Genomic DNA, 11,634 nt, shown 5'->3' with positions numbered 1-11,634 from the left:
CCTTGCCGTTCGGCTAGCGGTTCCCGTCATCAGGGTCCGCAGAGGACTTTCACCTCCAAGTCACCATTTGGTCACCACAGCCAAATGGATGGTGCTTGAGCACCACGCGCCCTGCCGGGCGCACGTAAAAAAAACGGGAGGGGTATCACCCCCTCCCGTCAGCGTTGCGTGAGTGGCCGGATAATCGGTTGGATGGACTTAGTTGTCTTCAACCGTTAGTTGATCACGAAACTTCGCCAGGGTTTTCTCTCCAACCCCTTTTACGTTCGTCAGCTCATCAATGCTGCTGAATTTTTTCTCTTGTCGATAATCAACAATCTTTTGTGCCGTAGCTGGGCCGACACCATTTAACTGAGTTAGCTGTTCAACACTCGCCGTGTTGATATTGATTTTTTCCAGACTGAACGCCGGCTGCCCAACAACACACAAAGTGAACACAACCAGACAAGCAACAAAAAACCTTTTGACGTTGACCATGATAGCTCTCCTGAATTGAATTAAGATTGGCCATTACAGGTAGGCCCCCCTCCGCAACAGTGGAACGTTAGCATTTTTGATTAAAACATGGAATATTTTTTTTGCCGATAACAGCTTACTGCAGTTGCTGCCGTCTCAAGTGTTGTTTTACCTTGCGATAGCGCCCGTAAGACCACAGATACTGTGCCGGCACCAACTGAACACATTGCTCAATCTGCCGGTTCAATATTCTGGCGGCCTCCTGCTCATCGCTTGCGTCGAGTCCCCGACCAGCTTCGATCACATGAATTTTATAACCCGCTCCTTTTGGCAGTCGTTCTGCAAAAGTGAAAAACACCGGTGCGCCGGCTTTCCGGATCAGTTTGGATATCAGGGTTATCGTGTTGGCCGGATGATTGAAAAATGGCGCCAACACCCCGCCTTTTTTACCCGGATCCTGATCGGGCAGGATCCCTACCACTTCATTGTTCTTCAATGCCTTAAATAGAGCCTTGATACCGCTGACCTCTGTCGGCACCAGCTTAGCTCCCTCACGCTGGCGCACCTGGCGCATGAAATCAGCCATCGATCTGACCCGTGGTGGGCGATAAAGACTGGTGATGGGAAAATGGATCGACCAATACCAGCCCATCAACTCCCAGGCGCCCAGGTGCGGAGATAAAACGATAACGCCCCTACCCCGTTTCAATGCCTCCTTGATTGTATCAACCCCACCATCATCTTGAACTAGGGGGAGCAGCTTTTCCCGCGGCCAGCACCAGAGGTCGCCCAACTCACAGAAGCCTTTACCCAGCTCGATGAGGCTGGTCCTGATTAAGCGATGGCGCTGACCAGGCAAATAATCCGGATAGGCATAGCGGATATTGTCTCTGGTGGTAGCTTTGAGAGAATTGGGCAACAACCACAGGCACCAGCCGATGATGATGCCATAATGGTGTGCCTGCTTGAGAGAAAAGCAGGAAAGACAGCGAATCACCATCCGAAACATAAACCCGACCAGCGGGCGATTTTTACCTTTTTTTTTCATCGTTAATTTTCATTGCACCAGATAGATCAACAGATATGACATTATCTGGATTTAGCAAAAATACGACTAACGGCCTGCCCAAGATCGTTGCACACATCGATGTTGTTGGCCAGGGCAAAGGCGCGATATTTTTCTCCGTATCCTGATGTCACCAGACACGGATGGCAACCGGCGGCGATTCCTGCCAGCAGGTCACTTTCTTTGTCTCCCACCATAAAGGAAGTAGACAGGTCAATATCCCACTCGGCAGCGGCCTGAATCAGCATTCCCGGTTTCCCCTTGCGACAATCACAGTCAACGCGATAGATGTCCAGCCCCTCCTTCGGATGATGAGGACACAGATAAAAAGCATCAATATGGGCACCCTGATCAACCAATTGCTGCTGCATCACCCGATGGATCCGGTGGACATCATCTACACTGAAATAACCACGGGCCACTCCCGACTGGTTGGTCACAACAATCACCAGGAAACCGGCCTTGTTCAATCTTGCAATAGCTTCAGGGGCACCGGGTATAAATTCCAGGTCTTCGGGTCGATGAAGATACTCTTTTTCAATATTGATAGTACCGTCACGATCAAGAAAGACTGCGCGACCTTTACTCTCATTCATCACGGTACTGCTCGAGAATTCTTTCAATGATGTTGGTTGTTGATTTGCCATCGACAAAAGGAATGATGTCAACCCGACCACCGTAACTTTCGACAAGCTCCTTACCAACAACGTCATCAGGGGAGTAATCTCCTCCTTTGACCAGGATATCCGGGCGTAACACGTGAATCAGTTCCAGTGGCGTATCGTCATTGAACACAACGACATAATCGATACATTTAAGCGCCGCGAGCAAATGGGCACGTTCTTCTTCACTGATGAGCGGACGTTTTGATCCTTTAAGCCGCCTGATCGAAGCATCAGAATTGAGCCCTAGAATCAACAGATCTCCGAGATTTCGTGCTTTTTGCAGGTATTTGACATGGCCGACATGGAGCAGATCAAAACAACCATTGGTAAAAACAATCTTTCTACCCAACTGGCGTTCACGCTTAAGCAACACAGACAAAATATCGGGATGTTTGATTTTAGCGTCGCTGTCACCCGTGAGTCGTCCGGCTACATCGATAAGCTCTTCACTGCTGACGGTGGAGGTGCCGACTTTGCCGACCACAATTCCTGCTGCAAGATTTGCAATGCGTGCGGTATCTGCTAGCGACAGACCGGCACCGAGCCCCAACCCCAACAACGCCAGCACCGTATCGCCGGCACCTGAGACATCAAACACCTCACGCGCCTCAGTGGGCAGGTGGATTTCGCTACCATCGCGCGAAAACAGGCTCATCCCCTCTTCACTGCGCGTCAACACCAGGGCGTCAAGCTGTAGATTCGTGAGCAATAAACGCCCGGCGCGCAACAAACTCTGTTCATCGGTAATAACAATGCCTGAAGCAATCTGCGCCTCTTTACGATTCGGCGTGAGCAAGGTCGCACCCTGGTACTTGTCGTAATTGTCCCCTTTCGGATCAATGACCACAGGCACCTCGGCAGCGATACCTATAGCAATAATTTCTTTGAGAAAACCCTCGGTCAACAACCCTTTGAGATAGTCAGACACCAGGACCACCTGACAGGAGGGAATCATCTCACGCACACGCTTGATCAACAGCGCTTGTGTAGTTTCAACAATTGGTTCACGGCTCTCGCGGTCGATCCGCAACATCTGCTGGTTGCCGGCCAAAACCCTGGTTTTGCGACTGGTCGTGCGCTGCTGCTCGAAAACTATTCCGCCAGTACCGATCTTTTTTTTCTCGAGCATCCGGTGCAGACTGATACCGTCCTCGTCTTCCCCCAATACCGAGATCACATCAACCTGACAACCGAGGGTCAACAGATTGTTCACCACGTTGCCGGCACCCCCCAGACGCAGGTCACCACGAACAACATCAACAACCTGGACCGGTGCTTCCGGCGAGATCCGCTCGGTGCGCCCCCAGATATATTCATCCAGCATCAGATCGCCAATGACGAGAACACGCAAGTCAGGCAGACGAGCCAGAAAAGATTCAACTTGATTAGGTTTCATTATTGAGCTGTCTCCTGCTGCGCCTTATTCGGAACAAATCGCCTGTTCAACCAGATCGCAGATCAGATGAATAATGGTGATGTGGGCTTCCTGGATGTGGGGGGTTTCTTGCACTGGAACCGTTAACTGAATATCGGACAGCGGGGTAATGATGCCGCCATCACGTCCCAACAGCCCGATGGTTGTAGAGCCGAGCTGTTGTGCTGCCGTCATCGCCAGAGCCACGTTGGCGGAATTGCCGCTGGTAGAAATACCTATGACGACATCGCCAGGTTGCGCCAAGGCCTCGACCTGACGTTTAAAAATCTGATCAAAGCCGAAATCGTTGCCGACCGCTGTTAACAACGAGGTGTCTGTGGTCAGGGCAATAGCCGGCAGGGCACGGCGTTCGCGCAGAAAGCGCCCGACAAACTCGGCGGCAAAATGCTGGGCATCGGCAGCGGAACCACCATTGCCCATGATCAAAAGTTTTTTGCCGGCATTCAAGGCCGCAACAATAACTGTAACAGTGGAAATGATGGCTGGGGTCAATTTTTTTTCTGCCATTTCCACCACTTCAGCGTGTCGTTTAAAGTGATTATGTATAAAATCTTTCAAAAAAACCTCCACCAGAACATCAGCAAAACAACGCCAGCCTTGACATTAAAGCATGGCAAACAATATCCTCCACAAAAATTATTACATCTCTACCACAAAACACACCAGCTACAAAACTGTCTGCATCAAAGCTTTTTACTTTTATTTCGTGAGCACCAATCTCACTTCTGGCACTTTAGGTGACAAGATGAGTATCAATGTACTATGCATAACCTCCCATAGTGACATTCCAGAAACTGAAATGTTTATCGGTCTTCATCGATCAGGGTTCCATATGGAAATCATGTGTCCCCCAGAAGCCCCGCACAGAAAACGGCTAATTGATGCCGGAGTCCCGGTAACCAATCTTTCTTTAAAGGGGCGGTTCGATCCTACCGGGATATCAGAAATCAGAAGCTTTATCGAGAAAAACCATATCGATATCTTGCACTTGTTTAACAACAAAGCTGCTTCAAATGGAATTATTGCTTCACGTGGACTTCCGGTTAAAATTATTTGCTATCGAGGAACGGTTGGAAATGTGAGTTTTTTTGACCCGGCATCATGGACCACGTATCTGCATCCCCGTGTGGATAAAATCATATGTGTATCCGAAGCTATTCGGAAATATTTTCTAAATATGAGGCTACTTTCATTACGAATCAAGCCTGAGAAGGTCGTTACTGTTTACAAGGGTCACGATATATCCTGGTATAACGAAAAACCTGCTGATTTAAAGAAAGAATTCAGTATTCCCGAAAGCGCTTTCGTGGTTTGCTGTGCAGCCAACTACCGACCGGGCAAGGGAATTGAATTTCTCGTAGAGGCTACAAAATTATTTCCAGCAGATACAAATTTGCATATTTTACTTGTTGGAAACATGAACAGCTCTGCCTTAATAAAAAAAATAAATCAGAGCCCCTTAAAAAACAACTTCCATCTTACGGGATTTAGACGAGATGCTCCTGCCCTTATGGCGGCATCCGATGTTTCCGTATTACTCTCTATAAAAAAGGAGGGGCTGTCTAAAGTCGTTATTGAATCTATGATTTACGGTGTTGTCCCTATTGTTACTGCAATCGGGGGAAATACCGAGTTAGTGGTAGACGGTGAAAGTGGCATTGTGATACCACCTAAAAATGCCAGGGCACTACATGCTGCACTTATTAGTTTAATGAAGAACCCAATGCTGAGAAAAACTCTCGGTGACAACGCAAAAAAAAGGATTATTGATCATTTTAAAAATCAAACTACGGTCGACCAAACACTCGCGATTTATAACGACCTCATGTCTGGTTAAGGCTGATCATAACCTTCACAAAGAGCATCCCAGTCCGTCGAGTGAAAGTTGAATTGTGCTGAGCCGGCAAGAAACTTATCCAAGGAACGCTTCAACCGGGCCAAATTATATTTCTTCCACCAAGCGGATTTTTTCATACTACAGCGATCAAAGTCGATTAGATAAACCTTATTATTTTGATCGATTAGGATGTTTTTAGCATTTAAATCTGAATGAAAAACCCCACAATCATGGAATTGACGAAGGCACACACCTATTGCGAACCACAGTTCTTTTTCTATCTGCCGAATTTGCAAAATTGCCGCGAGGGGGGAAGACCCTGGTATTCTGACTGTTATAAGATCAGCCGTGTATGTATACAATTTCACCATGGTATGCGCAGCTACAGGGCGTGGTACCGGCAGTCCAAGCTTGTTCATGTATAATAGTAACTGCCACTCTTTCCATGAACGAGAAGTTTCGGCCTTTAAACCAATAAATCTATCCGAACTAAATCGTGCCATTAACCCACCACGTCGATAATGCCGGAGGACCCACTCTTGCCCTTGAAAGTTGAAAAAGACGACCTCTCCCCGGCCACACGCAATGGCGCTAGAAAGTTTCTGGTGGTGCAAAAATTCTGCTGAAAACAGCTCAATAAATGGTTTATCTAATAATTGAGGATCAAAGATGATGTTACTATTACCTAAAATTACTCTCTCGGAAATTACATTCAATGGCATTAGATTTTAGTACTCCTCCAAAAAGCCTGTGTATATTGAGATTATCCGCGATCGGCGATGTTACTAATATTGTCCCTGTAGTGAGGTCTATTCAAAACTTCTGGCCGCAAACTGCAATAACATGGATTGTTGGTAAAACGGAACATACTCTTGTGGGCGACATTCCAGGCATTGAATTTCTTATTTTTGATAAAACAAAAGGACTATCGGAATATCTAAGATTGCACCAGCAGGTTAAAAACCGTAGGTATGATGTCCTTTTGCACATGCAGGCCTCCATCCGTGCCAGCTTTGCCTGCTTGTTAATTCCTTCACCCATTAAATTAGGTTTTGATATAAGCAGAGGCAAGAATCTTCAGTGGCTTTTCACAAATTATCGCATCCCGAAAACAAATCGACAGCATGTTCTTGACGGATTTTTTGAATACACAAAATTCTTAGGAATTTCAGATGAACTAATCAATTGGGATATTCCTGTCCCGGATGACGCATGCAAAAAAGCGGATCAATGGCTGGGGAAAAACAACTTTTTTATTGTCATTAACCCCTCATCAAGTATTCGTGCACGAAACTGGAGAAATTGGGATGCAACAAACTATGCACGTTTGACAGAATATGTTGCCAACAAATATGGGGCAACGACAGTCCTTACTGGTGGCCCTTCCGCCGCTGAAAAAACATTTGCTGAAACAATTGAAGATAAAACCAACATCAACGTATTAAATTTGGTTGGTAAAACCAATTTAAAAGAACTGATGGCTGTTTTGCAAAAAGCGTCTCTCGTCGTTTCACCTGATACCGGACCAGCTCATATAGCAAACGCGGTAAATACTCCTGTCATCGGGCTTTATGCTTCTTCCAATCCGGAAAGGACAGGTCCATATAACTATCGACACCTGACGGTAAACCGATATCCCGAAGCCATAAAGAGGGAATTTGGAAAGGACGTCAACGAAGTTCCTTGGGGGAAAAGGGTTAGGAATCCAGATGCCATGAATTTAATTTTTTTTGATGATGTCGCTCGGAATATAGACCAGGTGCTAGGCCCTAAAATAATCATATAAAAAATTACTGGGTATTTTTTTCTCTTTGACGAAGCCAAAGATCGGTATACTTGATAAATCTGGAATAAGCACCAAGCACTGCGAGAACAAAGCCCGCACGCCCATCAAGGAACCCCTTACGGATAAAAAATGCTTTTATAAAGTAAACAGCAGCATGACTGACAGCATCAAATATCGTACTATGCTTCCCCTGGCGATATTTTTCCTCTGCCCACGCTGCAGAATACCGCGCAGTCTTGTTGATCCATTGCTCTAAATCCCTGAATGTAAAATGGAGCAGGTTCCCGCGTAATTTTACAACCTGCATGTTTTCACCAAAAACAACCTTCTCATGAACCATAGCATCATCGTAGGTTGCTAGGTGCTTAGGATAAAGCCGTACCACATAATCAGGATACCATCCACTGTGGCGGATATAGGCACCAAAGGCCCACGTCAAACGCGGCACCGCATAGACCTTTGATTGATCATTGAGCGCTACGGCATGTTGTATTTCTTCTTGCAGATCCGGCGTAACAACCTCATCGGCATCAATCATCATAATCCAGTCACAGGTTGCCTTTTCCTGTGCCCTTTGGCGCTGCGGACCGAAACCGGGCCAGATTTGTTCTTCATAAACACGATCCGTAAAACGCCGGGCTATTTCAAGGGTATTGTCCGTACTGCCGGAATCAAATACCACAATTTCATCAGCCCAGGAAACACTCTCAAGACAAGCATCAAGCTTGTCCGCTTCATTCTTGGTTATTAGGACAATCGACAAGGTTGCCATAGTTACCCCTACCGGCCAGTTTGGCGGATGTTAAAAACACGACAAGACAAAACAGATACACTGTCAGCATCGGTGAACGAGCTACCCACCCTTCGGTTAAACCAAAAACGCCAAAACAAAGCAGTGATGCCAAACCGGCAATAACAGGAAAATCTGATGTTTTTTTCTCCCTAGCGACGCCGATCCTGAAAAGAATTTGGGCCGGCAAAACAAATAAAGTCATCATAAAAACCAGCAAACCTAAAGTCCCCATCGTCGCCAACGTATCAAGAAAAATATTATGTGCATGCCCCCAGTCCTTATTCAGAGACAAGGTGCCTTCCTCTATTCTTGCAATGGTCTCTTGACGAAAATCTCCCAATCCCGTACCGATCAGCGGATTATCCAGCCAGATTTCAATAGCTGTACGCCACAAAAGCAGCCTGATGCCTTCTGAGGTATCCGTTTCCTTCAGATCAAGAAATGCTTCTATATTTTGCTGGGAATCAGTCAATCTATCAACAATCTGATTCGGCATGACCGCTAGACCAACAAACAACACAATGACAATACCAGCGACAGAAATAGCGAGGTTCAATTTATTAAGTCGATGTCGCAACAACCACAGAACAAATACAACAACAATAGGCAATGCAAGCCACGCACCTCGAGTTCCGGACATCATAGAAGCATAAAGACCACATAGAATTGCAAAAACACCAAAACAGGCATGCCAGCCCGACAATCGACCTACCATCAGCGCGATGAAAACAAGTATCGCAAGAAGAACCGATAAATCCCCCAGGGCGATAGAATAATAGTGCCCCTTGGCCCGCGCCAGACCCTGAACATGGACTGAATAATAGGCGATAGCAGCCATCACCGGACCAGTCACAAGCAGACCAAACAGAAAGGGTCGTGATAAATCAAGCTTGATTTTATCGATCGCAAGGCACAGGGGAACAAGGCATAAAAAGCCGACCATTTTTTCAAGCCTCCGCAATCCGGAACTCATATCTTCAGCGTTGATCATACTGAGTAAAGCGACTCCCAAGAGGAGCAGAATAAAAGCGAAAAACCATTTAATCCTCCCCTCCGGCATAGCCCAACCTCGGCCTAAAATTATCAGCGCAATAACAACAGCCAGGTAATAAAGTCCGGATGTCCAATGCTTTATTGTGCCCATGCCAATAGGAAACAAAAACGCGACAAGAGAAAGCAACGCTCCGGACAAAAATAATTTCTTTAAATAGTCCAAGGTTGAACTCAATTCAGTTGTTCCAGGAAGGTAATTAGATTTTCCGTGCAGCGGGCTTCGGTAAATACCTGTTCAACTCTCTTTCTACCAGCCTTTCCAAACAAATATCTTTTAGCTGGGTCATCAGCGAGATCAATAATCTTTGCAACAAAATGTTCCAGAGACTTATTATCAACGAGATATCCGGTTAATCCATCAATAACTATTTCCGGATTACTGCTGGAATTAAATGCTACAACAGGCCTACCTGCCGCCATTGCTTCGACTAATACATAACCAAAGCCCTCCCAGTGAGAGCTTAGAAGAAAGATATCGATTCCCGCCATAAAGGCTCGAATATTATCCTGAAATCCAAGAAACTCGATTTGCTCGGCAACACCCTTGGCGTCAGCGTAGGCGCGCAACTCATCTTCCAGAGGACCACTACCAGCAATTTTCAAATGACAATTTGTGTCTTGCTTTTTTAATTGAGAGACAGCATCAATAAGAAATTTCTGATTTTTTTGAGAAGACAGACGACCTGCATGACCGAGAACAATAGTTGATTGTTCTCGGGAGAGATTGGAGCCATCCACTGAACTATCGTATTGCGCTAAATCAATTCCGTTATAAATAACCTGCACGCGGACATTTTCCAGCATGTTCGGACTATGAGCCAAGAGGGTTCTTTTGGTTTCATTCGAATTAGCAATAACTGCGGTCAAAACTTTCCTGAAAAGAAATCTATTGAAAAAGGTATTACGTACAGGTATTGCGCTCCCCCTACGATAAACAATCCGACGGATCCCAGCGAGGCGTGCTGCTAAACCTGCCGCTTTTAAATCCGAGGGAAGATTCATGATAATACAGTCAAAAGATTCTCGGTTCATCCACAAGGCGAGGTTGATGATTTTAATTATATTGAGAAAACTGAAATTTTTTATTGAAATCTCATACAAAGGCAATTGGGCACCTCTCACTTTGTCAGCAAGACGACTGTTATGATTTGCTGCAACGACAACAGAGTAGTTTTTAGCTGCAAGGCGACTTGCCATATCAAAATGCCACTTTTCACCGCCCCCCCATTCTTGATGACTATTAAAAAAACAAATTTTTCTTAATTTGCTTTTTTCGCATTCTCGAGCCATAAAAACTCATGTTTCCTTCTACAAAGCAAATAAAATCAGGGAGATAAGCACGAAGAATATAACTGATTGAAAAAATAAAAAACTTTCAATCCTGTCGTCCAAAATCAACGTTTTCATCGTTGATAAGTTGATCGACAGAAGACAAAACATCTTCAACCTCTATTGCAATCATACAGCGGTGATCGATGGGGCACTGCCTGAGCAGACAGGGTGCGCATGGAAAATCTTTTCTGACAATTTTATGCGCAACCCCTGCAGGAAATGTCGTTGTATGGTCAGTTGATCCGAAAATTGCAACAATAGGAACACCCAATGCCGCAGCTACATGCATCGGACCGGAATCATTGGTAACCATCAATCTGCACGCAGAAATAAGGGCCATCATTTCACGTACGGTCGTTTTACCAACAAAATTCGTCAATTTGGCATGACAGGTCTCTTCAATTTCCTGACCAATCTCTATTTCGCCTGGGCCACCAATCAACATAATTAGGAAACCGAAACGATTTGACAATTCATCGGCTACTTGAGCAAAACGATGGGGTAACCACCTTTTTGCAGAACCATAAGCGGCACCAGGATTAATGACCACCCAGCTTGCTTCTTTAAGAGTACGTTGCGCCCAGGCCTTTTCGTTGTCTGTTACATTTAATAATTGGCGGCCATCGCCACCCGTAATTTCACAGGATCGCAGTAAAGAGATAAAATGGAGAGTATGATGTTGTTTTTTTATATCTTCTGTCAGTTCAACACCATGAGATAAAAGAAACCCACGATGATCTGTAAGGTACCCGATTCGCACACGAATACCGGCTAGAAAGGTCATCAATGCCGCTTCGATTGCTTTTTGAAACAAAATAGCAGCATCAAAACGTTCTCTACGTAGCCTGACAACAAAACGTACAAAACCACTGATTCCACGATCTACGTTTTTTTTATCGTAAATAATGACACGATCACAATAGGGATGAGACAAAAAAAGGGGAGACACCAATGGATTTGCAACAACGACTATCTCTGCATCAGGATAACTCTCACGAATAGCACCCAATGCGGGTGTATTCATGACAGCATCGCCTATCCAATTATTTACGCGAACAAGAATTTTTTTAAGTTCCGGTATGTGCCTATTATTTATAGATAAAACTTTCATAGATCAATTTCTTATTTTAAGTTTTCATAATCATTGAATTTGAATCATCCTTATTTAAAATTTCACTTGAAAAGTGTATAAATCTTTTTTCAAGTGTTTT

General features: G+C 45.2%; 12 protein-coding genes. 2 read left to right on the top strand and 10 right to left on the bottom strand.

From position 1 onward, the window contains the following. Positions 1-198: 198 nt before the first annotated feature. From ICT70_RS10100 to ICT70_RS10080, 5 genes are all read right to left on the bottom strand, one after another. Positions 199-477, bottom strand: coding sequence for a ComEA family DNA-binding protein (locus ICT70_RS10100; protein ID WP_191156165.1), 279 nt, complete (start codon positions 475-477; stop codon positions 199-201). A 115-nt stretch (positions 478-592) separates the two neighbouring features. Then, the gene (locus ICT70_RS10095; RefSeq protein ID WP_191156164.1) at positions 593-1,504 is read right to left on the bottom strand and encodes a lysophospholipid acyltransferase family protein; all 912 of its coding nucleotides are present in this window, start codon (positions 1,502-1,504) and stop codon (positions 593-595) included. 41 nt (positions 1,505-1,545) lie between these two features. After that, a complete protein-coding gene (gene gmhB / locus ICT70_RS10090; protein WP_191156163.1) occupies positions 1,546-2,118 on the bottom strand; it encodes a D-glycero-beta-D-manno-heptose 1,7-bisphosphate 7-phosphatase in 573 nt (190 codons plus the stop codon). After that, on the bottom strand, positions 2,111-3,583 hold the full coding sequence (hldE, locus tag ICT70_RS10085) for a bifunctional D-glycero-beta-D-manno-heptose-7-phosphate kinase/D-glycero-beta-D-manno-heptose 1-phosphate adenylyltransferase HldE (protein ID WP_191156162.1): 1,473 nt from the start codon (positions 3,581-3,583) through the stop codon (positions 2,111-2,113). The genes gmhB and hldE overlap by 8 nt, the downstream gene beginning before the upstream one ends. A 24-nt stretch (positions 3,584-3,607) precedes the next feature. After that, the gene (locus ICT70_RS10080; protein WP_224746959.1) at positions 3,608-4,180 is read right to left on the bottom strand and encodes a D-sedoheptulose-7-phosphate isomerase; all 573 of its coding nucleotides are present in this window, start codon (positions 4,178-4,180) and stop codon (positions 3,608-3,610) included. Between the two features lie 187 nt (positions 4,181-4,367). Between ICT70_RS10080 and ICT70_RS10075 the strand changes: the two genes are divergently transcribed. Continuing rightward, positions 4,368-5,459: a glycosyltransferase family 4 protein gene (locus tag ICT70_RS10075; protein WP_191156160.1), complete on the top strand. Its 1,092-nt coding sequence runs from the start codon at positions 4,368-4,370 to the stop codon at positions 5,457-5,459. On the opposite strand, the gene ICT70_RS10070 is transcribed toward ICT70_RS10075, so the two are convergent. After that, positions 5,456-6,181, bottom strand: coding sequence for a 3-deoxy-D-manno-octulosonic acid kinase (locus ICT70_RS10070; RefSeq protein ID WP_191156156.1), 726 nt, complete (start codon positions 6,179-6,181; stop codon positions 5,456-5,458). The two genes, ICT70_RS10075 and ICT70_RS10070, sit on opposite strands and share 4 nt — an antisense overlap. Here ICT70_RS10070 and ICT70_RS10065 point away from each other — a divergent pair. Beyond that, the gene (locus ICT70_RS10065; RefSeq protein WP_191156155.1) at positions 6,175-7,245 is read left to right on the top strand and encodes a glycosyltransferase family 9 protein; all 1,071 of its coding nucleotides are present in this window, start codon (positions 6,175-6,177) and stop codon (positions 7,243-7,245) included. The two genes, ICT70_RS10070 and ICT70_RS10065, sit on opposite strands and share 7 nt — an antisense overlap. Before the next feature lie 4 nt (positions 7,246-7,249). On the opposite strand, the gene ICT70_RS10060 is transcribed toward ICT70_RS10065, so the two are convergent. The 4 genes from ICT70_RS10060 to waaF form a co-directional block, all read right to left on the bottom strand. After that, the gene (locus ICT70_RS10060; protein ID WP_191156153.1) at positions 7,250-8,017 is read right to left on the bottom strand and encodes a glycosyltransferase family 2 protein; all 768 of its coding nucleotides are present in this window, start codon (positions 8,015-8,017) and stop codon (positions 7,250-7,252) included. Further along, positions 7,980-9,254, bottom strand: coding sequence for an O-antigen ligase family protein (locus tag ICT70_RS10055; protein WP_191156151.1), 1,275 nt, complete (start codon positions 9,252-9,254; stop codon positions 7,980-7,982). Before ICT70_RS10055 ends, ICT70_RS10060 begins: the two co-directional genes overlap by 38 nt. A gap of 8 nt (positions 9,255-9,262) precedes the next feature. Then, the gene (locus tag ICT70_RS10050; protein WP_191156149.1) at positions 9,263-10,381 is read right to left on the bottom strand and encodes a glycosyltransferase; all 1,119 of its coding nucleotides are present in this window, start codon (positions 10,379-10,381) and stop codon (positions 9,263-9,265) included. An 85-nt stretch (positions 10,382-10,466) separates the two neighbouring features. Continuing rightward, positions 10,467-11,534, bottom strand: coding sequence for a lipopolysaccharide heptosyltransferase II (gene waaF, locus ICT70_RS10045; protein WP_191156147.1), 1,068 nt, complete (start codon positions 11,532-11,534; stop codon positions 10,467-10,469). Positions 11,535-11,634 lie beyond the last annotated feature (100 nt).

This window comes from Pelovirga terrestris (assembly GCF_014773365.1).
GTDB classification, from domain to species: Bacteria; Desulfobacterota; Desulfuromonadia; order Desulfuromonadales; family Geopsychrobacteraceae; genus Pelovirga; species Pelovirga terrestris.
The sequence above is the reverse complement of the archived record's forward strand: the minus strand, read 5'-3'. Positions and strand labels throughout refer to the sequence as shown.